The sequence below is a fragment of the Citrobacter sp. MGH106 genome (assembly GCF_001037495.1).
Lineage (GTDB): Bacteria > Pseudomonadota > Gammaproteobacteria > Enterobacterales > Enterobacteriaceae > Citrobacter > Citrobacter murliniae.
Genome location: NZ_KQ089822.1, coordinates 427,973 through 449,487, shown reverse-complemented (window position 1 = coordinate 449,487; position 21,515 = coordinate 427,973). Strand labels below are relative to the sequence as shown.

Genomic DNA, 21,515 nt, shown 5'->3' with positions numbered 1-21,515 from the left:
ATGTCGTGATTATAAAAAGGAAACGGCTATGCAATATCACCGTATACCCCACAGCTCGCTGGAAGTCAGTACACTGGGGCTGGGCACAATGACGTTTGGTGAACAAAATAGCGAAGCCGACGCACATACACAGCTCGACTATGCCGTTGCACAAGGCATAAATTTAATCGACGTTGCCGAGATGTATCCGGTACCGCCTCGCCCTGAAACTCAGGGGCTCACAGAAACTTACGTCGGCAACTGGCTCGCCAAACATGGTAGCCGTGAAAAACTGATCGTGGCCTCGAAGGTCAGCGGTCCGTCACGTAACAATGACAGCGGTATTCGCCCCGATCAGGCGCTGGATCGTAAAAACATTCGCCAGGCGCTGAATGACAGCCTTAAACGCCTGCAAACCGATTATCTGGATCTGTATCAGGTACACTGGCCTCAGCGCCCTACCAATTGTTTTGGCAAACTTGGCTACAACTGGACGGATTCCACACCGGTAATTACTCTGCTGGAAACACTGGAAGCTCTGACTGAATTTCAGCGTGCGGGGAAAATTCGCTATATCGGCGTTTCCAACGAAACCGCATTCGGCGTGATGCGCTATCTGCACCTTGCTGACAAACACGACCTGCCACGCATCGTCACCATCCAGAACCCGTACAGCCTGCTGAACCGCAGCTTCGAGGTTGGGCTCGCGGAAGTCAGCCAATATGAAGGGGTTGAACTGCTGGCCTACTCTTGCCTGGGTTTTGGTACCTTAAGCGGTAAATATCTGAACGGCGCTAAACCAGCCGGAGCACGTAATACACTGTTTAGCCGTTTCACGCGCTACAGCGGTGAACAGACGCAAAAGGCTGTCGCCGCTTATGTAGATATCGCGAAACGTCATAATCTGGATCCAGCCCAGATGGCGCTGGCGTTTGTTCGTCGCCAGCCGTTTGTCGCCAGCACTCTGCTGGGAGCCACGACGATGGAACAGTTAAAAACCAATGTCGAAAGCCTGCATCTGGAATTAAGCGAAGAGGTACTGGCGGAGATTGAAGCGGTGCATCAGGTTTATACCTACCCGGCACCGTGATAATGCGCATTGTGTGCCGGGTAAAGCCAAACCGCTACCCGACACACAAATTAATGACGGCGTTGCCAGACCCACAGCGCCGTAATCGCCAGCGCAAATAAGCCGCCAAACCCGATGCCAATCGCGACCGCCGGAAGCCCCACCAGAACCGCTAACGAGTAGATGCCGAGCATTAGCAGCATAGCGCTGTTTTCGCCCAGGTTTTGCACCGCAATAGCATTACCCGCACCAACGCTTTTTTTGCCCCGCTCCTGCAGCAACGCATTCAGAGGCACAACAAAAAAGCCGCCCAGTACACCGATAAGCATCAGCAACGCATAGGATGGAAGCAGCGCATGTTGCAGAGACAAAAACAGCACCCCCACGCCAATCAGGATCCCCGCCGGCATGCAGCGAGACACCGTTTCCAGCGTTACCAGCTTAGATGCCGCTCCGGCACCAACCACAATACCGATAGCCACCATAGCATTGAGATAGGTTGGCGTGGCGTTATCAGTGATGCCCAGAGCCACCGGTACCCATAACACCAGCAGAAAACGCAACGTCACACCTGCGCCCCAAAAAAGGCTAGTACCTACTAACGAAAAACGTGTTTCACCGTCACGCCATAACGAAGACGCTGCGCAGAAAAAACTACGCGTCATTTTCCCCAGATGCCACGATTGCCCGGGACGAGCAGCGGCCAGTTTTGGAATATACAGGTTAGCCAGGACGGCTCCGGCGTATGCCAGCGCGCAAACAGAGAGTGCGGCAATGACATGCCAGTCGGCCAGAACGCCGCCAGCGACAGATCCCAGCAAAATAGCTGCGATGGTTGAAGCTTCCATCAGTCCGTTGGCTTTCACCAGTTTGTCGCCAGTGGTCAGCTCGCCGAGAATGCCATATTTGGCCGGTGAATAAGCCGCAGCGCCAATACCCACCAGCGTATACCCCAGAAAAGGGTTAAAACCGAAGCAAATACTCGCCGCACCCAATAGCTTGAGGCCGTTGGCGAACATCATCACTCTGCCCTTGGCAAAGCTATCCGCCACCTGTCCGACAAAAGGCGCAAAAAGAATGTAAGCGCCCACAAACACCATTTGCAGGATCGGTTGGCTCCAGTCCGGGTAGAATTGCGCCTTCAGCAACGCCAGCGTGGCGAACAGCAACGCATTATCGCCAAACGCCGACAGAAACTGCGCGGCGATAACGGACAACATCCCTTTAGACCAGATTGAAGTGTTAGTGTGTACTGACTCAGGCATGTTGTTCTTCCGGTTCATCAACCCAGCTTTTTAGCGTGACAAAATCAGGCTTACCGCTGCCAAGTAGAGGGAGTTGTTTCAGGTGGCGGATATCACGTGGCACGGCAAGTTCCGGAACGCCATGGGCGCGCGCATACTGCAGCAATTTATCTCGCGTCAGCTCTCCATCCGTGGTGAACAGCACCAGCGCCTCGCCTTTACTGGCATCACTCTTGATAGCCGTAGCATGCATTTTATCGGCGGATACCGCCAACGCCAGTTGCTCGACCATTTCAAGTGAGACCATCTCGCCGGCAATTTTGGCAAAACGTTTAGCACGCCCCTGAATTTGCACGAAGCCGTTCTCATCAAAGCGCACGATATCACCGGTGTCATACCAGCCGCGTTCAAGCTCGCCTTGCGCATTCTCTGCCGTCGGCACTTCCAGTACACCGGGTTTTTCGACGCGCAAATAGCCGTTCATAATATTAGGGCCTTTCAGCTGTAAACGCCCACCCTCCTCAATCCCGGGAACCGCCAGCAGTCGGGCATCCATCCCCGGTAGAATACGCCCTACCGTGCCCGATTTTGCCGCCATCGGCACGTTAATCGAGACGACTGGCGCACATTCCGTCACCCCATAGCCTTCGAGGACACGCAGACCAAACTTCTCCTGCCACAACTGCCTGGTACTGTCTTGCAGCTTTTCTGCTCCCGCCACAACATAGCGCAGGCGGTGGAAATCATAAGGATGTGCGAAACGTGCGTAGTTACCGAGGAACGTTGAGGTACCAAACAACACGGTGCAGTTCCGGTCGTATACCAGTTCTGGCACGATGCGATAATGCAGAGGACTGGGATAAAGAAACACTTCAGCACCAGTCAGTAACGGTGTGAAAAGTCCCACAGTCAGACCAAAAGAGTGAAACAACGGTAGCGCTGACATAAAGCGATCGTCAGCGGTAAAATCGGCAATAGTTTTAATTTGCTCGACGTTAGCCAGGATACTTTTGTGGCTGTGCACTACGCCTTTCGGGTGACCCTCAGAGCCAGAGGTAAAGAGGATCACTGCAGCCTCTTCAGGTTGCTGCTTGACCTGCGCCAGATGCGGCATCAGCAAATGAGAAAAAATCCACAGCTTGTCACCCAGGGTAACATCGGCTTTTAAATCTTCCAGATAAACCCAGCGTACCTGAGTAATCTGCTCCGGCAGATGCCAGAGTTTGCCTTTATCGAGAAACTGTCGGGAGGTAAAAATGGTTTTGATTTCAGAAGCGGTAATTGCGCTGGTTAACCCTTTTACGCCCGCCGTGTAGTTCATCATTGCCGGGATGCGTCGGCGAGCCATAGCGCCAAAGATAACGGCTGCGCTGATACCCGCGTTTGGCAGCATCAGGCCGATTTTCTCGCTTTTCGCGCTGTACTTTTCCAGAATGCGGGCAACAAACAGCGTTTTAGTCAGCAGTTTACGATAGCTATCCGGAGTAAAGTTAACGTCTTCAATGCAGTTTTTACCTGCGCCAAAGCGGTATTTCGCCGCCAGAAGGGATTCATACAACGTTTCGCGGGGGCGCACCGCCATGCGCGCTTCCATCATAATCTGATGCAACATTTCACCGGCAATCTTGCGACGATCGCGGGCGCGCGGCGCTTCAGGCATTGGCAGTGCCGTTGGCGGCAAAATGTGTAGCCGGATACGTGGGAAGAATCGCTGCTTAACCAGACCCTTCAGCCGGCTGAAGTGACTCAGTTCTGCCCCTTCAATGCGCACAGGTACTACCGTCGCCCCTGATTTTGCCGCGACAAAACCGGCACCGTCATAGATTTTCATCAATGATCCGGTCGTTGAAATACGGCCTTCCGGGAAGATAACCACCGGGCGTCCCTGCTCAACCAGGCGAACCAGATGTTTAATCGACATCGGTTTAGTTGGGTCCAACGGAACGAAATCAATCAATGGGGTTAACCAGCGCATATACCATTGCTGGCTGATAGAAGTATAAACGGCAAAGACGGGGCGAATGGGCAGGAACAGCGCCAGAAGAATACCATCTATAAATGAGACATGATTGGGAGTGATTAGGATGCGTTCTCCCTGTAGCGCACTAACATCGCCCATGACGCGAACACGAAAAAGTACGCGAAACAGAATACGAAATAACCCAAATAGCATCTCAACTCCCTGTACCATCAATTATCTAAAGATGAATGGTGGCAGATTATACGAGTTGGGGATTGCGTGCGACAGGTAAATAGAAGACGAAAAAAAACCTGCGCATCCGCGCAGGTTGGTGCAAGAGACAGGTACGAAGTGCGTACCGAATAATCTCACCAATCAATACCTCTGGGATCTTGATTGTGGTCGTCACCCGACTGATTCGCCAGTACGAAAACGCAAAGGAATGAACGTAAATGCAACCAGTTGTGTAAATTATCGGTTACTGTTACAGATACGCCTGAGATAAAAAAAAACCTGCGCATCTGCGCAGGTTGGTGTAAATCTTGTGATCAACCCGAAAGTTGATTTCACCTATCAATACCTCTGGGATCTCAACTTTAGCAATGTGGCCAGTTCCCTCACCAGCGAACAATCGCAACAGCCCATCGCAAAGTGTAAGCAAAGGTTTTCATTTTCCCCTTTCTGTCTTACTTCGCTCGTGCGCGCTCACATTTGCGACGTTCTGGCGGGCAATCTGCTTGAACAGCCAGCCATTTTCCGTAACACTGGCGGAATGTAAGCGTTTACCCACAACAGGTACTATCATGGCGACCATAAAGGACGTAGCCCGACTAGCTGGTGTATCAGTCGCCACCGTTTCTCGAGTGATCAATGATTCCCCTAAAGCCAGCGAAGCCTCGCGCCTGGCTGTAATGAGTGCCATGGAATCACTCAGCTACCACCCCAACGCCAATGCGCGTGCGCTGGCACAACAATCCACTGAAACCATCGGACTGGTGGTAGGTGATGTGTCAGATCCTTTCTTTGGGGCAATGGTAAAAGCTGTCGAGCAGGTGGCCTATAACACCGGAAACTTTTTACTGATTGGCAACGGTTATCATAACGAACATAAGGAGCGTCAGGCGATTGAACAGCTTATTCGTCACCGTTGCGCCGCTCTCGTTGTACACGCGAAAATCATTCCGGATGCTGAACTTGCGTCGTTAATGCAGCAGATCCCCGGCATGGTGCTCATCAACCGAATCCTGCCCGGCTTCGAGCAACGCTGCGTTGCCCTGGATGACCGTTACGGGGCATGGCTTGCCACCCGGCACCTTATCCAGCAAGGCCATACACGCATCGGTTATCTGTGCTCCAATCACACCATTTCGGATGCAGAAGATCGTCTGAAAGGCTATTACGATGCATTAGCAGAAAGCAATATACCGGTGAACGAACGGCTGGTGACCTTTGGTGAACCGGATGAAAGCGGCGGGGAACAGGCCATGACCGAGCTGCTTGGTCGTGGAAAAAGCTTCACTGCGGTAGCCTGTTATAACGACTCAATGGCAGCCGGTGCCATGGGCGTATTAAATGATAATGGTATTGATGTACCGGGCGAAATATCACTGATTGGCTTTGATGATGTGCTGGTTTCACGCTACGTGCGCCCACGGCTGACAACGGTACGTTATCCTATCGTAACGATGGCAACGCAGGCCGCTGAACTGGCGCTGGCGCTGGCGGAAAAACGCCCGGTGCCCGAAATTACCAATGTATTTAACCCAACTCTGGTACGCCGACATTCCGTTTCAACGCTGACAGAGCCAGGGAATTCATCGTCAAACGATTAAACAGGATTGCGTCATAGTTCCAGCGCTAAGAGTTCGTTAATGGTCTGGCGACGGCGAATCAGCCGCGCCACTCCGTTATCAAACAGCACTTCCGGCAGTAGCGGGCGGCTATTATAGTTCGACGACATCGACGCACCGTACGCCCCGGTATCATGCAGTACCAGATAATCACCCGGTGCCACCGCAGGCAGCAGACGGGTCTCAACTTTACCGCCCTCCTGCTGGGTAAACACGTCGCCGGACTCGCACAGCGGACCCGCAACAACGGTTTCTCGTTGAGGCTCCAGCTCCAGCGAACGACCATCCCCCGCCAGCGCGGAGATATGATGATAACTGCCATACATCGCCGGGCGCATCAGATCGTTAAAACCTGCATCGATCAACACGAAGTGGCGGCTCCCCATCTCTTTTACGCTGCGCACCTGCGCTACCAGTACGCCCGCTTCCGCGACCAGGAAACGTCCCGGCTCAATCTCCAGCTTCACCGGATGCCCAAGATGTCTGGCGATCTGCTCACGCGCGGCGTTCCACAAACCGAAATAGTGATCGGTATTGATCGCCTCTTCTCCTTCGCGGTACGGGATCGACAAACCACCGCCTGCAGAGATCGCCTCGAGATCCTGGCCAAACTCCATCACCTGGCGCACCATCGCGCCACATACCTGCTCCAGGTGTCCGTAGTCCACGCCAGAGCCGATATGCATATGAATACCGACCAGATTCAGTTTATAACGCTGAATGACGTCCAGAGCTGCTGGCAGATCGCTGTACCAGATTCCGTGCTTGCTGTTTTCTCCACCAGTATTGGTTTTCTGACTGTGCCCGTGACCAAATCCAGGATTGACGCGCAGCCATACGCGGTGACCCGGCGATACCTGACCAAGCTGTTCCAGCATATCCACTGACCCGGCATTAACCGGAATTTGTAACTCATGCACCCGTGCCAGCGTCGCTTCATCAATCATATCGGCAGTAAAAACGATCTCATCTTTACCCGCGACATAGCCTGCAGCCAGCGCACGTTCAATCTCACCTAACGATACCGAGTCCACCTTCACGCCCTGCTCGCGCATCAGACGCAGAATATGAATGTTCGAACATGCCTTCTGGGCAAAGCGCACCACGTCGAACTGATTCAGTTTAGCGATCTGCGCACGGATAATCTGCGCATCGTAAACCCATACCGGGCAGCCAAATTCGGCAGGCAGACGCAGCAGGTTGTCGGCGGTCAGGTCAGTATCGGTGTTATTAAGCGAGCGTGGCATAGCGGACTCCGGTATTCATTTTTTTATGATTACGCCACAAGCTAAAGAGAATAAAAAATATCGTTTTATCGCGAGTCTATGCAAAAATGATATGGACTACCTGATTCGAGGAACACCCATGCCTGCCGTTAACCTGCGACACATTGAAATCTTTCACGCCATCATGACAGCGGGCAACCTGACGGAAGCCGCACGGATGCTACACACTTCGCAACCCACAGTCAGTCGGGAACTGGCGCGATTTGAGAAAGTATTGGGGTTAACGCTGTTTGAACGTACTCGTGGTCGACTGCAGCCAACGGTACAGGGCCTACGGTTATTTGAGGAGGTACAACGCTCCTGGTATGGTCTGGATCGCATTGTTAATGCCGCAGAAAGCCTGCGAGAATTCCGCCAGGGCGAGCTGTCAATTGTTTGCCTGCCGGTGTTTTCACAATCGTTTTTACCTACCCTACTGCAACCGTTTCTGGCTCGCTATCCGGACGTGAGTCTGAACATCGTTCCGCAAGAGTCACCGCTGCTTGAGGAGTGGCTTTCAGCCCAGCGCCACGATCTGGGATTGACGGAGACCTTGCACACGCCCGCAGGCACTGAACGTACTGCACTGCTGACGCTTAACGAAGTGTGTGTCCTACCTTCAGGACACCCGCTAAGTGCGAAAGCCATACTAACGCCAGAAGACTTTCAGGGTGAAAATTACATCAGCCTGTCACGCACAGACAGTTACCGTCAGTTGCTGGATGCTCTGTTTAATGACCATCAGGTTAAACGTCGAATGGTCCTGGAAACGCACAGCGCCGCGTCCGTTTGCGCGATGGTTCGTGCCGGCGCAGGGATCTCGGTCGTAAACCCACTCACTGCATTGGATTATGCCGCCAGCGGCGTTGTCGTTCGACGTTTCAGTATCGACGTACCGTTTACCGTTAGCCTGATTCGCCCGTTACACCGACCGGCATCCGCACTGGTCGAGGCATTTACGGCACATTTGCAAGCCCATCTTCCTGCTCTGATCGATCCGCTGGATGCTATTTTGGATCCGCTTACGACAGCATAAACTCCACCGCATCAGCCGCGTGAATCGCAGCCGTATCAAACACCGGCAGCGGACTCATCTGCGCCGGAACCAGTAGGCCAATCTCGGTACAGCCAAAAATGACGCCTTGCGCGCCCTGACGAGCCAGGCCATCAATCACATTAAGGTAATAATCTCGCGAAGTGTCACTGAATTCACCCAGGCACAGCTCTTCGAAGATTATCTGGTTAATCTTCTGCCGGTCATCCTGTTCGGGGATCAACGTGTTAATACCAAACTCTTGCTGTAGGCGTCCACGATAAAACTCCTGCTCCATGGTGTAGCGCGTACCGAGTAGCGCCACGTTAGACATTTTCTGCTGGCTGATGGCCCTGCCCGTTGCATCAGCAATATGCAGGAACGGCACCTCGCAGGCCGTTTCAATCGCCCCGGCGACCTTATGCATCGTGTTGGTACACAGAACGATCCCTTGAGCCCCCGCCTGCTGAAGCCCCATGGCGGCCTGCGCCAGAATCTCACCAGCCTGCTGCCAGTCGCCACTTGACTGGCAAGCTTCAATCTCGTGGAAATCTACGCTATGCAGCAGGATCTGCGCCGAATGCAGGCCTCCCAGACGTTTCTTCACACCTTCATTAATGAGTCGATAATAAGGAATAGTGGATTCCCAGCTCATACCGCCTAACAGACCGATAGTTTTCATCTTTTTTTCCTTGTTCGTTGTTGTCGCTCCAGTGAACCAAAGATGTGATCAACTTTCCACATCTGTGAGCCTGCGTTTCCTTTTAATTATTTATGATATAAATTTAATGAAACATTGTTTCAACATAATACAGGACCGCCGGATGTTTATTTTTCATAAAGAAACCACCCTCGAAGATCTGGGCAACGGCGTTACCCGCCGCATCCTGGCTCACGACGGCAAAATGATGGCTGTTGAAGTGAATTTCGAGCAAGGCGCAATTGGTCCGATGCACAACCACCCGCACGAACAGCTCACTTATGTGTTATCCGGCGAGTTTGAATTTACCATTGGCGAAGAAAAGCATGTTGTCCGCGCAGGCGACACGCTGTACAAGCGACCCAATATTATGCATGGCTGCGTTTGTTTAAAACCAGGCACATTACTGGATACTTTCACCCCCGTACGCGAAGATTTCCTGAAAGCATAATTCCACCGTTCTCAGGTCACCCTTTTAGCTTCTTATCTGAAATGTAAGGGATAAAAGATAAAAAACCCTGCTGTTTGGCAGGGTTTTTGTTTGTCGATACAGGAAGAAGACCCGTTAACGTGCCAGCCAGCCGCCATCTACTGCAACGGTATAGCCGTTGATGTAGTCAGATGCACTGGACGCCAGGAATACAATTGGCCCTTTCAGATCGTCTGGTAATCCCCAACGTCCCGCCGGGATGCGATCGAGAATTTCTGCACTACGTTGCTCATCAGCACGCAGCTGTTGCGTGTTGTTGGTTGCCATATAGCCCGGAGCAATCGCATTAACGTTGATGTTGTGTTTTGCCCACTCGTTCGCCATCAGACGCGTTACGCCCATCACACCACTTTTTGATGCGGTATAAGACGGAACGCGGATGCCGCCCTGGAAAGAAAGCATAGAGGCGATGTTAATAATTTTGCCGCCCTTGCCCTGCGCGATGAAGTGCTTAGCCGCAGCCTGAGACATAAAGAACACGCTCTTAATGTTCAGATTCATCACGTCGTCCCAGTCTTTTTCGCTGAAATCGATCGCGTCGTCACGACGAATAAGACCTGCGTTATTGACCAGAATGTCGATATGACCGAATTCTGCAACTGCACGCTCCAGCAGCGCCGGGATACCGTCGATTTGACGCAGGTCTGCAGTCAGACTTAAAAAGCGGCGGCCCAGTGCGGTAACACGTTCGATAGTTTCAGTCGGCTCAACAATATTGATACCCACGATATCGCAACCCGCTTCAGCCAGGCCCAGCGCCATACCCTGCCCCAGACCAGTGTCACAACCTGTCACAACGGCGACTTTACCTTCAAGAGAGAATGCATTCAAAATCATTATTAATCCTTACTTTTTATAATGCCTGTCACAGACAGGCAGGGTTGCCGCCCGCAACTAGCGCAGATCTTTTACTGCAACGTGGTCCATATCATCGAAGACCTGGTTTTCACCGACCATGCCCCAAATGAACGTATAAGCTTTTGTACCGACGCCAGAGTGAATAGACCAGCTTGGAGAAATTACTGCCTGCTCGTTATGCATCACAATGTGACGCGTTTCCTGAGGCTGCCCCATCATATGGAAAACGCAGGTGTCTTCTTCCATGTTGAAGTAGAAATAAACTTCCATGCGGCGTTCATGGGTATGGCACGGCATGGTATTCCACAGATTACCAGGTGCCAGTTCCGTCAGACCCATGCTCAACTGGCAGGTTTCCAGTACGTCTGGTACGAAATATTTATTGATGGTACGACGGTTACTGGTGAGATCATCACCCAGAGTCACTGGAGCAACATCGGCTGGGGTCACTTTTTTGGTTGGATAGGCTGTATGTGCCGGTGCGCAGTTATAGTAGAACTTGGCTGGTTTTGTCGCATCGATGCTTGCAAACACAACTTCTTTCGCCCCTTTTCCCACATACAACGCATCGCGGTGACCGATTTCATAGCACTGGCCGTCAACGGTAATTGTGCCCGGACCACCGATGTTGATCACACCGAGTTCGCGACGTTCCAGGAAGTAGGTTACGCCCAACTGTTTGCCCACTTCGCCACCCACGGATACGGTTTTTGCCACTGGCATAATGCCGCCAACAATAATGCGGTCGATGTGGCTGTAAACCATGGTGTATTCGTCAGCGACAAACACTTCTTCTACCAAAAACTCATTGCGCAGCGCCTGAGTGTCCAGGGTTTTAGCATGCGCACTATGGATGCTTTGTCTTACGTCCACATTTACCTCCAGTGATAAATTGACCGTGAATTCTTGAACGGATAACAAAACACCGTTCCGTTTTTAACTAATGGGTTAATGATATCCCTCCCGGAACACGTTTTCAATTACAACTAAAACGATGTTTCACTTTTTCTGCATCTTATTATCAAAAGTGTAGTTGCGATCACGTTAGGGTCTCAAAAATAGCGGAAAAAATGATAGCAATGCCATATAAAAACCATATAAAACAATAAAATAGATTAGTTATTAAATAGTGATTCAGCAGTGGTTGAGATAATGCACTGAAAATACAGAGTTAACCAGGACGGCTACCGAAGAAGGAGATTTTGCAGGTTAGAAAGACGACGGTAGCATACGCGCCAAGTCAAAGCCCATGCGGAAGGTAAAACTATACCCAAAATAATTCGGGTGGCCTGTAGGTGGCAACAGAGCGAAGCCCCGGGAGCTTACACAAGTAAGTGACTGGGGTCAGGAGCCGCTTTGAACACTGCGGAGCTGCGGTCCCGTAAAGGCGAGACTCATGGTAAGCCAAGTAACGCACAGCTAACACCCAGGCAACTTGAAGTATGACGGGAATACAGGCATGAATTCTTGTGTGCTTGTATTAAAGATATCACTCACCGACGCTGTCACATTTGCATGGGACAGCGCAGCAGAAGAGCGTGTTTGAAAGGGGAGTATAAAACGCTTCAGTCTCGTTCAATGGCGAGCGCGACGCCCTGGCCGCCACCGATACACAGCGTAGCCAGGCCTTTTCGCGCCTGACGTTTGACCATCTCATGTACCAACGACACCAGAATACGACAGCCGGATGCGCCAATAGGATGGCCAAGCGCGATGGCTCCACCATTGACATTGACCCGCCTCTCATCCCATTCCAGCACTTTTCCCACCGATAACGCCTGGGCAGCAAATGCTTCGTTAGCTTCGATAAGATCAACATCAGCCAGCTGCCAGCCGACTCGTTCAAGACAGCGACGGGTAGCATACACTGGCGCAATCCCCATTAACGCAGGATCGACCCCGACGCTGGCAAAAGCTCGAATACGCGCCAGTATGGGCAAATTCAGCTCCTGCGCCTTGGCTTCGCTCATCATCATCACGGCTGCGGCGCCATCATTTATCGACGACGCATTGCCCGCCGTGACAGAGCCTGAACGATCAAATGTGGGATCCAGTCGCGCCAGCCCTTCAGCACTGGCATCCGTTCTCGGCTGTTCATCGGTATCAACAACGATCGATTGTCCGTTACGTTGGGTCACGACCGGCACAATCTCATCTTTAAAACGCCCGGCGTCGATCGCCATACGCGCTTTATGCTGAGAGCGAAGCGCGTAGTCATCCTGCAATTCGCGGCTAATTCCGTATTCCCGCGCCAGGTTTTCGGCGGTGACGCCCATATGGTAATCGTTGAAAGCGTCCCACAAACCGTCATGAACCAGGCTGTCCACCAGTTGGCTATTGCCCAGTTGCGCGCCGGTGCGGCTGTCGGTGAGAACATGCGGCGCGCGGCTCATATTCTCTTGTCCACCAGCAATCACAATATCGGCTTCACCACACTGGATAGCCTGCGTTGCCAGATGCAGCGCTTTGAGGCCCGAACCACAAACATCGTTAATAGTGATAGCAGAAACGGTATTGGGTAATCCCCCATTGATAGCAGACTGGCGCGCGGGATTCTGCCCGGCTCCTGCGGTGAGCACCTGCCCGAGGATCACTTCGTCAACAGCATGGACATCCACGCCTGTGCGTTCCAGTAACGCCCTGACCACCATGCTGCCTAGCTCAACGGCAGAGTGACGCGCCAGCGTCCCCTGGAAGCAGCCAATTGGTGTCCTTAACGCCCCCACTATCACAACCTCTTTCATCACCACCTCAGCGCAAAATAACATCGCAATAGTAGATGATTGTTAAAGATAGTTATCACAGTTGTTTAAAAATGGTGATTTTTATCACAAAGGAATTTCGTATCATTTATTGGTCATCTGAACGCCACTCTGCTGTAAATGGTCGCGTAACCAGCTTCCCGCCACGCCAGGAGGCGATTTCTTATTCCACAGCAGGTCGATAGAGATAGCCTTTGGCCAGCCGGGCATCTTCAACTGTACCAGCGGTTTTTGTGCCGCAAATTCTTCCACCAGCGCGCAAGGTAGCGCGCACCAGCCAAACCCCTGAACCGCCATACTCAGTAATAACAGGTAGTTAGGAGCAGACCATACGGGACCACGCGCCACGTTAGTGCCGCTTTCCAGATAGGTATTCAACCGCAGTTCGCGCCAGGTGTGGAGCTGCTCCCATTGCAGGTTGTTTTGCGTAGCCAGCGGATGCGAGGCCGCCACATATAACCCCATCCAGGTTTGCATTGGCAGACGAGTGACGCCCATATCCGTCGGATAGTCCTCGCGCGCCTCAATAAGCCCAACCTGAGCACGTCCCTTTTGCAGCAGATCGATCACATCTTCATCTTCGCCAATCAGACATTCAAACTCGGTATGGGGGAACAGGCGGTCAAACTGCACCATCAATTCTTCCAGCACATCCGGATGCAGCGTGTCAGAAAGCACAAACGTCAAACGCGCTTCCGTTGCGCCTGAAAGTGAAATAGCAGCTTCATCCAGACGATCGCTCGCTGACAAAATCGCCTGAACGTAGCCAAGTACCCGTTTACCTTGTTCAGTGAGCGTCGGCTGGCGCGAGGAACGATCAAATAGCGCAAAACCGAGATCGGCTTCCAGATGCGCAATCGCCGTACTGATAGTGGACTGACTTTTACGCAGCCGCCGCGCTGCCGCAGAAAATGAACCGCAGGAAACGGTCTCAACAAATGCTGTTAATGCTTCGGGAGAGTAACGCATAACCTATCTACTTTATCGATGGATTCTATCTTTTAGATATCACATAAAACGATAAAATTTCCACCATTCCGTTATCCGGGCATCAAAGAAGGTTTTACGTTATGCAACACGATACAGTCCAACGCCGTTCGTTACTGGAACGTATTTTTCACGCCGTCTGTTTTGAGGGCATTGCCACCGCTATTCTCGCACCAACCACCGCATGGTTGATGCAACGTTCGGTGCTGGAAATGGGCGGATTGACCGTACTCCTGGCTACCACAGCGATGATCTGGAATATCATTTATAACGCCCTGTTTGATCGCTTGTGGCCGTCACATCTGGTGAAACGTACGGCGAAAGTACGGGCATTTCACGCCTTAGGTTTCGAAAGTGGTTTTATCGTTATCGGGGTAACCATCGTGTCGTATGTGCTGAGCGTCAGTCTGCTGCAGGCATTCACGCTAGAAATAGGTTTCTTCCTGTTCTTCCTGCCGTACACCATGTTTTATAACTGGGCATACGACACGGTGCGTGAACGCGTGATGAAGCGCCGTCAGCAGCGCGTTACTGCCTGATAATTCAACGAATAGTCGGAATTATCCCGATTCCGGCTATTCATCCATTCACCAGCCCACTTGTTCACACCTCCCCCAGCACCTCTCATTTGTGGTAAATTGCGCTTCTTTTTGTTTATTTTATAGTTGATACGTTCAAATAATGTCGAAAATTTGGTCAAAAGAAGAGACTCTCTGGAGCTTCGCGTTATATGGGACTGCCGTCGGCGCAGGAACCCTATTTCTCCCCATACAGCTGGGTTCTGCTGGGGTGGTCGTATTGTTTATCACCGCACTTGTTGCCTGGCCTTTAACTTACTGGCCACACAAGGCTCTGTGCCAGTTTATCCTGTCATCGAAAACATCAGCTGGTGAAGGGATCACCGGTGCGGTAACGCACTACTACGGCAAAAAGATTGGTAGCTTAATCACCACTCTCTATTTTGTTGCCTTCTTTGTGGTCGTGCTGATCTACGCCGTGGCAATCACCAACTCCCTCACAGAACAGCTGGCAAAACATATCACCGTGGATCTACGCATCCGCATGCTCGTCAGCCTTGGTGTGGTGCTGGTACTGAATCTCATCTTTCTGATGGGGCGACAAGCCACTATTCGGGTGATGGGATTTCTGGTGTTCCCACTCATCGCTTACTTTTTGTTCCTTTCGCTCTATCTGACCGGAAGCTGGCAGCCTACGTTACTCACCGGCCAGATGTCTTTCGATCAACACACGCTTCATCAGGTATGGATATCAATCCCCGTGATGGTTTTTGCTTTTAGCCATACGCCAATCATCTCCACGTTTGCCATCGACAGACGCGAGAAATACGGCGAGCAGGCCATGGGTAAATGCAAAAAAATCATGAAAGTAGCCTACGTAATCATTTGTCTGAGCGTGCTGTTTTTCGTCTTCAGCTGCTTACTTTCTATTCCAGTAAATTATATTGAAGACGCAAGAAATGAAGGCGTGACGATTTTGTCAGCGCTCTCAATGATGCCGAACGCCCCTGCATGGCTGTCGATTTCAGGGATTATCATAGCCATTGTGGCGATGTCAAAATCGTTTCTGGGTACGTACTTTGGCGTGATTGAAGGAGCAACCGAAGTCGTAAAAACGTCGTTGCATCAAGTGGGAGTGAAGAAAAGCCGGGCCTTTAACCGCGCCCTGTCGATTATGCTGGTCTCGACGATCACGTTTATCATTTGCTGCATTAACCCGAATGCCATCTCAATGATTTACGCAATTAGCGGGCCGCTCATCGCCATGATTCTTTTCATCATGCCGACGCTGTCGACCTATTTGATCCCGGCTCTGAAGCCGTACCGTTCAGTGGGCAATTTGATTACCCTGATTGTGGGTCTGCTGTGTGTTTCGGTGATGTTTTTCGGCTAAAAATGTTATGCAACGGCTCATTCATCAGTGGGTGAATGAGCCGCATATCGCCTTACTTGATGTAGGAATCCAGTACCTTCAGCACCACATCCAAATCTTCTTCGCGTTTTATTTCATCGCCCTGATGCACAATATGCTCAGTCAGGTGACCTTTAATCACTTCTCGCATTAACCCGTTTACCGCCCCGCGGATCGCCGCAATCTGTTGTAACACCGCCGCGCATTCATGCGGTTCATCAAGCATGGTTTTCAGCGCCGCCACCTGCCCCTGAATCTTACTGGCACGGGCCTTGAGCTTTTGTTTGTCGCGGATCGTATGTGACATCGTCCTGTCCCCGTTGCATAAATCACGGCTCACTATACCGCGCCGATCTACTGGGGGGTAGTATTCTGTACTGGGGGGGAGTAGAATCTGGCGAAACAAAACAACTAAGAATCATTCTCATGGGTGAGTTTTCTACGCTTCTTCAGCAAGGTAATGCCTGGTTCTTTATTCCCAGCGCGATTTTATTAGGCGTGTTACACGGTCTGGAACCGGGACATTCCAAGACGATGATGGCGGCATTTATTATCGCCATTAAAGGAACCATCAAACAGGCGGTGATGCTGGGGCTGGCGGCCACGCTGTCGCATACCGCTGTGGTGTGGTTGATTGCGCTCGGCGGGATGTATATCAGCAAAGCGTTTACCGCCCAGGCCGTCGAACCCTGGCTGCAGTTTGTCTCTGCCATCATCATTCTGGGCACAGCATTGTGGATGTTCTGGCGGACATGGCAAGGCGAACAGAACTGGCTGACCCAGACGCATCACGAGCACGACCATGATCACGAACATCACCACCATGAGCACCATGAGCACCATGAGCACCATGAGCATCATAACCATGATGACGATCACCACCATCATCACGACCACGATCATGACCATGCCGTGCTGGCAGAACTCACCGAAGGTTCGAAAGAGTATCAGGACGCTCACGAACGGGCACATGCCACCGACATCCAGCGTCGCTTTCAGGGTAAAGAGGTCACTAACGGGCAAATTTTACTTTTTGGCCTGACCGGGGGGCTGATCCCGTGCCCAGCCGCGATTACGGTCTTGCTGATCTGCATCCAGCTCAAAGCCTTCACGCTGGGAGCAACAATGGTGCTGTGCTTTAGCCTCGGGCTGGCGCTGACGCTGGTGACGGTAGGTGTCGGTGCGGCAATCAGCGTGCAGCAGGCGGCAAAACGCTGGAGCGGATTTAACACACTGGCACGTAAAGCCCCCTATTTTTCCAGCGCACTCATCGGCATGGTCGGATTGTATATGGGGATCCACGGCTATATGGGCATCATGGGTTAGGAACGAAAAAGAGAGGAAACGCGCAGCAACCTGTGCCACTGCGCGTGGAATGACGCTAGCTGGCGACATTTCCCCACACCAGTTGCCCTTTATGGAAGGTCGCTGTACGTGGAGAGATCCTTGCAACCGCTTCTGCTGAGCAGGAGGCATCAACCAGTACAAAACTGGCCTCATCCTGCGCTTTTGGCCAGACGCGCTCACCTTTATCATTCAACGGCAGCACATCGCCGGTGGCGAGGAACAGCGCCCGTGACAGATTCAGCTCATTAGGACGAATATAGAGCTGCGCGTATAGATTCGCCTTCTCCAGCATGTCCCCCAGCCCATACGGTGACCAGTGGTCGATCACGCTGTCGGTACCGGTAATCACCACCACACCTTTGTCACGCAGTTGTTTCAACGGCATGTGCATCGTGCCAATCGGCACCGTCGAGGCAATAGTAATTTGCTGAGCCACCATGCGGGTCGCCAGTTCATCCACCTGCTGCTCATTAAGCGTAGACAATGCAAAAGCGTGGCTGATGGTCAGTTTACCCTTCAGCTGTGGCGTTTTCTCCACGGTCTCCACCATGTAATTCACCGCCGCAACGCCAGCCGGGCTGGTTTCATGCAGATGGATATCCACGCCTTTATCGTAATCCAGCGCAATCTGGAACATGGTATCGAGGGATTTCTCCATCGCCCCATCCACGCTGGTCGGATCCAGCCCGCCAACGTAGTGTGCTCCCGCCTGCATCGCTTCACGCATCAGCGGTTCAGACTTTGATAACAGCAGACCATGCTGGGGAAACGCCACGATCTCACAGGCAAAACCGGGCTGACGACGCGCCAGCACCGCCTGTAAGTTTTCCAGATTTTTCAGTCCGGAAACCGGCTCAATATTGCAGTGGCTGCGCGCAATCGATGTACCTTTTGACTGCAGCAGGTCAATAAGCTTTTCCGCGCGCTCCTGGGTGTACGGTTGTAGCTCGGGCAGCAGCTTTTGCTCCAGGCGGATCATATCCTGAATGGTAGTGCCCGCAGGACGATTAAGTGAGCGCCACGGGCCACCATAAAAAGTTTTATCCAGATGGATGTGCATATCTCGCATGGCAGGAAGCATCAGCTTTCCGCCTGCATCGTAGTGTGGCAACGTCGCATCCGGATGCTGCTTATTCTCACGCAGCGCAACAATCTTTCCGTCCTGAATTTCGACAGTTTGTAGCGCAGTACGGGTATGTACCACCACGGCGTTTTCGTAATCAAACCCCGCTTCCAGCAGAACGTTATCCAGATAATAGTGTTTATCGTTAATCGTCATTGTGCTTTTCGCGCCACTGGTTGTCCCGACAGGATTAGCAGCATACGCGACCGGGGCCACCGCGCCAAACAACGCGGCAGCGGTCACCATTTTTCCGCTCTGGCTTAAAAACTCACGGCGGCTGTTACTTTCCTTCATTCGCATCTCCTCTCAGGAATGGACAATATGGGTACCCGTTTCACCACGCAGCGCGGCAGGAAGACATTCTGGCGTGGTGATAATCACCCGCTTACCGCCACGCGCCAGGAATGTCAGGCTGGCAACAATTTTGGGTAACATGCTGCCCGGCGGGAAATGCCCTTCCTGCATGTAACGGGTCATCGTCGCGATATCGACCGTGTCCAGCGCCTGCTGGTTAGGTTTGCCGAAGTGAATACACACTTTCTCTACACCGGTGGTGATCACCAGGATGTCAGCGCGGATCTCCTGCGCCAACAGCGCGGTAGAGAGATCTTTATCAATCACCGCGTCCACGCTGTGATAATCCCCCTGCTCGCTACGCACTACCGGGATCCCACCGCCCCCCGCGCCAATCACCACAAAGCCCTGCTGGGTCAGCGTTTTAATCGCCTCCGCTTCGACAATGCGCTTTGGCTCCGGAGACGCGACAACACGACGGTAACCGCGCCCGGAATCCTCCACAAAACGCCAGCCCGGATTGACCCGCTGTAGCTCATCACGCTGCGCTTCGCTAAAGAACGCCCCGATAGGCTTGGTCGGATTAGCAAAACCGGGATCGTTCTTGTCGACCTCCACCTGCGTCACCACGGTCACCGCTTTCTGCTCCCCGCGACGCGCCAGACGGTTATTTAACGCCTGCTGGATCAGGTAGCCGATGCCCCCCTGGGTATCGGCTACGCAGTTGGCCAGCGGGGTGAGTGGTAAACCTTCACGCTCATGCGCGATTTCCGCACGCCGCAGATCGAGTCCAACCTGTGGCCCGTTACCGTGCGTCAGCACAATGTTGTAGTCCGATGCCAACATCTCCAGCACCGTATCTGCGACCGCTTTCACCGCTTCAGCCTGGTGCTCAATCGACTGGCTGGCGTTATCTTTGATAATGCTGTTGCCGCCAATGGCAACGACCACAAGTTCTTTCATAGTGTCATCTTCCGCTTGCAGGCGATTCAGGTAGTTTTCGTTGGTTCCTGCTCAGGCGCAGTTACCGCTTCACGGCTGTCGAGAACATGTTTGATGACAAACATGCCGCTCATCATCAGGTAGGCCAGAACAAACATCATCGAACTGCCTTCCGCAAAGCCAACCGCCGGGGAGTGGATCACACCAAACAGCGACAGCAGTGCGCCGAAGGCTGCGGCAACCGCACCGCGCAGTGGCTTGTTCATAATGGCGAAGATAGCGACACAGCCCCACAACATACTGGCCAACGGCGCGCCGCTTCCCAGATGAACCAGCCCGTCGTAATACACGCCTTTGCTGTGCAACAGATCGCTACCCAGTTTCGCCGCTGACGTTCCGGCCGCGCCCATCACGCTGTTGACGATGGTCAGCGCCCAGTTGGCAATCCATGGGAACAGACAGATGAAGATGACGGGGACCTCGACTTTGGGCGTTTCTCGTACCACCTGATTGGCGGTCACTACGCCGATAAACACCAGGATCGGCACTATCGCGGTCATCGGAATAATGGCGAGCATAAACGCCCCCAGACCAAACAACGGCACCAGGAACATGGTGATACCCGATGCGAGGGTATAACCAATACTGGCTCCCATCGCTTTCCAGCCCGCATGTCCAACGTAGACGGTGACCGGGAACGGGTTCCCCAACATACAGCCAAGCATGGATGCAAAACCGTTCGCCATCATGACCTTACGGGTGTTGTACTCATCTCCTGCCGCGTGCGCACTTTCAATATTCTCAAGGTCAAAAATATAGTTCGCCAGACCCAGAGGAACCGCAGAAGCCAGATACGGCAGCGCGTGCGGCAGGCCTTGCAGGAAGCTGTCGACATGGACTTCCGGCGGGTTAAAGCCAAAAGAGGACATTGAGGCTTTGATCGCTTCAGGGCTTTGCAAGCCGGAGATCCACGCCAATGCCGTACCGGCAATCAGCAGCAGCAAACCGGTAGGAATGCGGGCAAAAATTGGTTTCTTACCAAACCAGTTAATGAAGATCAGCAGCAGGACGATGAAAGAGACAGTTGGCGCTTCAAATGCCTGCAACATCGGGTTCATTGCCAACAGCAACAGACCCAGGCCAGATAAACAGGAAAGCAGCACTGTGCGCGGTATCATTTTGCGGATGGTCTCACCGAGGAATGAACCACCGACCAGGATCAACGCTTCAACAAAGCACCATACCAGCGCTATCTGAATAGCGAAGTTGGCGTCTTTCGTTTGCTGATACACCGGCATTAATACCAGGAAGGTCACAGTAAAGATCGACGGTGCGCTTGGCCCGGACGGCAGCGCCGTCACGTCGTTACGCCCGGTATGTTTCGCCATCTGCAAGCCAAACCAGGCATAACAGATGCTGGCCACCAGCACCGCCAGACCAAAGGCGGGTGCAATTCGGCCGTAGACAATTTCAGTAGGGATCCCGACAACAAAAATGAGAAGCCCCATCATTGTCAACAGGTTAGTCAGGTTGTTGGTCATCAGCCCGAAGTAAGCCGCCCAGTCACCACGTTTCCATTCTAGTTTTATGTTGTTCATGGAATATCCTTTACAGGTTAAGCATCGTTTGCGATCACGGAGATCGCCCAGCCCTGCAGGTAAGCAACGTTTTTCTCTTCGCTAC

The 21,515-nt window shown here is 52.4% G+C and carries 19 protein-coding genes; 7 read left to right on the top strand and 12 right to left on the bottom strand.

The genetic code is table 11. The features are described from left to right. The first annotated feature begins 28 nt into the window (after positions 1-28). Positions 29-1,069 carry an NADP(H)-dependent aldo-keto reductase gene (locus SK36_RS02040; RefSeq protein ID WP_048220631.1) on the top strand — a complete coding sequence of 347 codons (1,041 nt, stop codon included), beginning with the start codon at positions 29-31 and terminating at the stop codon, positions 1,067-1,069. A 50-nt stretch (positions 1,070-1,119) separates the two neighbouring features. On the opposite strand, the gene lplT is transcribed toward SK36_RS02040, so the two are convergent. Both lplT and aas read right to left on the bottom strand, forming a co-directional pair. Further along, the gene (lplT, locus tag SK36_RS02035) at positions 1,120-2,313 is read right to left on the bottom strand and encodes a lysophospholipid transporter LplT (RefSeq protein ID WP_048220629.1); all 1,194 of its coding nucleotides are present in this window, start codon (positions 2,311-2,313) and stop codon (positions 1,120-1,122) included. Continuing rightward, positions 2,306-4,465: a bifunctional acyl-ACP--phospholipid O-acyltransferase/long-chain-fatty-acid--ACP ligase gene (gene aas / locus SK36_RS02030; RefSeq protein WP_048220628.1), complete on the bottom strand. Its 2,160-nt coding sequence runs from the start codon at positions 4,463-4,465 to the stop codon at positions 2,306-2,308. Before aas ends, lplT begins: the two co-directional genes overlap by 8 nt. A 590-nt stretch (positions 4,466-5,055) precedes the next feature. Here aas and galR point away from each other — a divergent pair. Then, positions 5,056-6,084, top strand: coding sequence for an HTH-type transcriptional regulator GalR (galR, locus tag SK36_RS02025; protein WP_045447037.1), 1,029 nt, complete (start codon positions 5,056-5,058; stop codon positions 6,082-6,084). 11 nt (positions 6,085-6,095) lie between these two features. Here the strand turns inward: galR and lysA are convergent, their stop codons facing one another. Further along, positions 6,096-7,349 carry a diaminopimelate decarboxylase gene (lysA, locus tag SK36_RS02020; RefSeq protein ID WP_045447040.1) on the bottom strand — a complete coding sequence of 418 codons (1,254 nt, stop codon included), beginning with the start codon at positions 7,347-7,349 and terminating at the stop codon, positions 6,096-6,098. A gap of 118 nt (positions 7,350-7,467) precedes the next feature. Between lysA and SK36_RS02015 the strand changes: the two genes are divergently transcribed. Beyond that, complete coding sequence (locus tag SK36_RS02015; RefSeq protein WP_048220627.1) at positions 7,468-8,403, top strand: LysR family transcriptional regulator; 936 nt, start codon at positions 7,468-7,470, stop codon at positions 8,401-8,403. Here the strand turns inward: SK36_RS02015 and SK36_RS02010 are convergent. Continuing rightward, complete coding sequence (locus SK36_RS02010; RefSeq protein WP_045447045.1) at positions 8,390-9,082, bottom strand: aspartate/glutamate racemase; 693 nt, start codon at positions 9,080-9,082, stop codon at positions 8,390-8,392. The genes SK36_RS02015 and SK36_RS02010 overlap by 14 nt on opposite strands. Before the next feature lie 142 nt (positions 9,083-9,224). Here SK36_RS02010 and SK36_RS02005 point away from each other — a divergent pair, with 142 nt between their 5' ends. After that, the gene (locus SK36_RS02005; protein ID WP_045447048.1) at positions 9,225-9,551 is read left to right on the top strand and encodes a cupin domain-containing protein; all 327 of its coding nucleotides are present in this window, start codon (positions 9,225-9,227) and stop codon (positions 9,549-9,551) included. Between the two features lie 114 nt (positions 9,552-9,665). On the opposite strand, the gene kduD is transcribed toward SK36_RS02005, so the two are convergent. The 4 genes from kduD to SK36_RS01985 form a co-directional block, all read right to left on the bottom strand. After that, positions 9,666-10,427, bottom strand: coding sequence for a 2-dehydro-3-deoxy-D-gluconate 5-dehydrogenase KduD (gene kduD, locus SK36_RS02000; protein ID WP_045447052.1), 762 nt, complete (start codon positions 10,425-10,427; stop codon positions 9,666-9,668). Between the two features lie 57 nt (positions 10,428-10,484). Next, positions 10,485-11,321, bottom strand: coding sequence for a 5-dehydro-4-deoxy-D-glucuronate isomerase (kduI, locus tag SK36_RS01995; RefSeq protein ID WP_045447055.1), 837 nt, complete (start codon positions 11,319-11,321; stop codon positions 10,485-10,487). 692 nt (positions 11,322-12,013) lie between these two features. Beyond that, on the bottom strand, positions 12,014-13,192 hold the full coding sequence (locus SK36_RS01990; RefSeq protein WP_045447057.1) for an acetyl-CoA C-acetyltransferase: 1,179 nt from the start codon (positions 13,190-13,192) through the stop codon (positions 12,014-12,016). A 102-nt stretch (positions 13,193-13,294) separates the two neighbouring features. Further along, on the bottom strand, positions 13,295-14,179 hold the full coding sequence (locus SK36_RS01985; protein WP_045447059.1) for a LysR family transcriptional regulator: 885 nt from the start codon (positions 14,177-14,179) through the stop codon (positions 13,295-13,297). Positions 14,180-14,280: 101 nt separating this feature from the next. Here SK36_RS01985 and SK36_RS01980 point away from each other — a divergent pair, with 101 nt between their 5' ends. Together SK36_RS01980 and SK36_RS01975 are read left to right on the top strand one after the other, a co-directional pair. Continuing rightward, positions 14,281-14,736 carry a multidrug/biocide efflux PACE transporter gene (locus tag SK36_RS01980; protein ID WP_045447061.1) on the top strand — a complete coding sequence of 152 codons (456 nt, stop codon included), beginning with the start codon at positions 14,281-14,283 and terminating at the stop codon, positions 14,734-14,736. Positions 14,737-14,878: 142 nt separating this feature from the next. Beyond that, on the top strand, positions 14,879-16,108 hold the full coding sequence (locus SK36_RS01975) for an amino acid permease (protein WP_048220626.1): 1,230 nt from the start codon (positions 14,879-14,881) through the stop codon (positions 16,106-16,108). 52 nt (positions 16,109-16,160) lie between these two features. On the opposite strand, the gene rcnR is transcribed toward SK36_RS01975, so the two are convergent. Next, a complete protein-coding gene (rcnR, locus tag SK36_RS01970; protein ID WP_016154292.1) occupies positions 16,161-16,433 on the bottom strand; it encodes a Ni(II)/Co(II)-binding transcriptional repressor RcnR in 273 nt (90 codons plus the stop codon). Between the two features lie 119 nt (positions 16,434-16,552). Between rcnR and SK36_RS01965 the strand changes: the two genes are divergently transcribed. Then, positions 16,553-17,452 carry a nickel/cobalt efflux protein RcnA gene (locus SK36_RS01965; protein ID WP_048220625.1) on the top strand — a complete coding sequence of 300 codons (900 nt, stop codon included), beginning with the start codon at positions 16,553-16,555 and terminating at the stop codon, positions 17,450-17,452. A 55-nt stretch (positions 17,453-17,507) separates the two neighbouring features. Here SK36_RS01965 and SK36_RS01960 read toward each other — a convergent pair whose 3' ends face one another. Genes SK36_RS01960 through SK36_RS01950 form a run of 3 tightly spaced genes read right to left on the bottom strand, consistent with a single transcriptional unit; the run spans position 17,508 to position 21,430 of the window. Continuing rightward, positions 17,508-18,890 (bottom strand): amidohydrolase family protein, encoded by a 1,383-nt coding sequence (locus tag SK36_RS01960; protein ID WP_045447070.1) that lies wholly within the window; start codon positions 18,888-18,890, stop codon positions 17,508-17,510. A gap of 12 nt (positions 18,891-18,902) precedes the next feature. Then, positions 18,903-19,853 (bottom strand): carbamate kinase family protein, encoded by a 951-nt coding sequence (locus tag SK36_RS01955; protein WP_045447073.1) that lies wholly within the window; start codon positions 19,851-19,853, stop codon positions 18,903-18,905. A gap of 26 nt (positions 19,854-19,879) precedes the next feature. Continuing rightward, positions 19,880-21,430 carry a hypothetical protein gene (locus SK36_RS01950; protein ID WP_048220624.1) on the bottom strand — a complete coding sequence of 517 codons (1,551 nt, stop codon included), beginning with the start codon at positions 21,428-21,430 and terminating at the stop codon, positions 19,880-19,882. Positions 21,431-21,515: the final 85 nt, after the last annotated feature.

Excerpts from the sequence above, each read along its gene's own strand:
- SK36_RS02010 (WP_045447045.1), bottom strand. The coding sequence starts at position 9,082 with ATGAAAACTATCGGTCTGTTAGGCGGTATGAGCTGGGAATCCACTATT.
- lysA (WP_045447040.1), bottom strand. The coding sequence starts at position 7,349 with ATGCCACGCTCGCTTAATAACACCGATACTGACCTGACCGCCGACAAC.
- SK36_RS01965 (WP_048220625.1), top strand. The coding sequence starts at position 16,553 with ATGGGTGAGTTTTCTACGCTTCTTCAGCAAGGTAATGCCTGGTTCTTT.
- SK36_RS02015 (WP_048220627.1), top strand. The coding sequence starts at position 7,468 with ATGCCTGCCGTTAACCTGCGACACATTGAAATCTTTCACGCCATCATG.
- SK36_RS01985 (WP_045447059.1), bottom strand. The coding sequence starts at position 14,179 with ATGCGTTACTCTCCCGAAGCATTAACAGCATTTGTTGAGACCGTTTCC.
- SK36_RS01955 (WP_045447073.1), bottom strand. The coding sequence starts at position 19,853 with ATGAAAGAACTTGTGGTCGTTGCCATTGGCGGCAACAGCATTATCAAA.
- rcnR (WP_016154292.1), bottom strand. The coding sequence starts at position 16,433 with ATGTCACATACGATCCGCGACAAACAAAAGCTCAAGGCCCGTGCCAGT.
- aas (WP_048220628.1), bottom strand. The coding sequence starts at position 4,465 with ATGCTATTTGGGTTATTTCGTATTCTGTTTCGCGTACTTTTTCGTGTT.
- SK36_RS01975 (WP_048220626.1), top strand. The coding sequence starts at position 14,879 with ATGTCGAAAATTTGGTCAAAAGAAGAGACTCTCTGGAGCTTCGCGTTA.
- SK36_RS02005 (WP_045447048.1), top strand. The coding sequence starts at position 9,225 with ATGTTTATTTTTCATAAAGAAACCACCCTCGAAGATCTGGGCAACGGC.
- SK36_RS01980 (WP_045447061.1), top strand. The coding sequence starts at position 14,281 with ATGCAACACGATACAGTCCAACGCCGTTCGTTACTGGAACGTATTTTT.
- lplT (WP_048220629.1), bottom strand. The coding sequence starts at position 2,313 with ATGCCTGAGTCAGTACACACTAACACTTCAATCTGGTCTAAAGGGATG.
- SK36_RS01950 (WP_048220624.1), bottom strand. The coding sequence starts at position 21,430 with ATGAACAACATAAAACTAGAATGGAAACGTGGTGACTGGGCGGCTTAC.
- galR (WP_045447037.1), top strand. The coding sequence starts at position 5,056 with ATGGCGACCATAAAGGACGTAGCCCGACTAGCTGGTGTATCAGTCGCC.
- SK36_RS01960 (WP_045447070.1), bottom strand. The coding sequence starts at position 18,890 with ATGAAGGAAAGTAACAGCCGCCGTGAGTTTTTAAGCCAGAGCGGAAAA.
- kduD (WP_045447052.1), bottom strand. The coding sequence starts at position 10,427 with ATGATTTTGAATGCATTCTCTCTTGAAGGTAAAGTCGCCGTTGTGACA.
- SK36_RS01990 (WP_045447057.1), bottom strand. The coding sequence starts at position 13,192 with ATGAAAGAGGTTGTGATAGTGGGGGCGTTAAGGACACCAATTGGCTGC.
- SK36_RS02040 (WP_048220631.1), top strand. The coding sequence starts at position 29 with ATGCAATATCACCGTATACCCCACAGCTCGCTGGAAGTCAGTACACTG.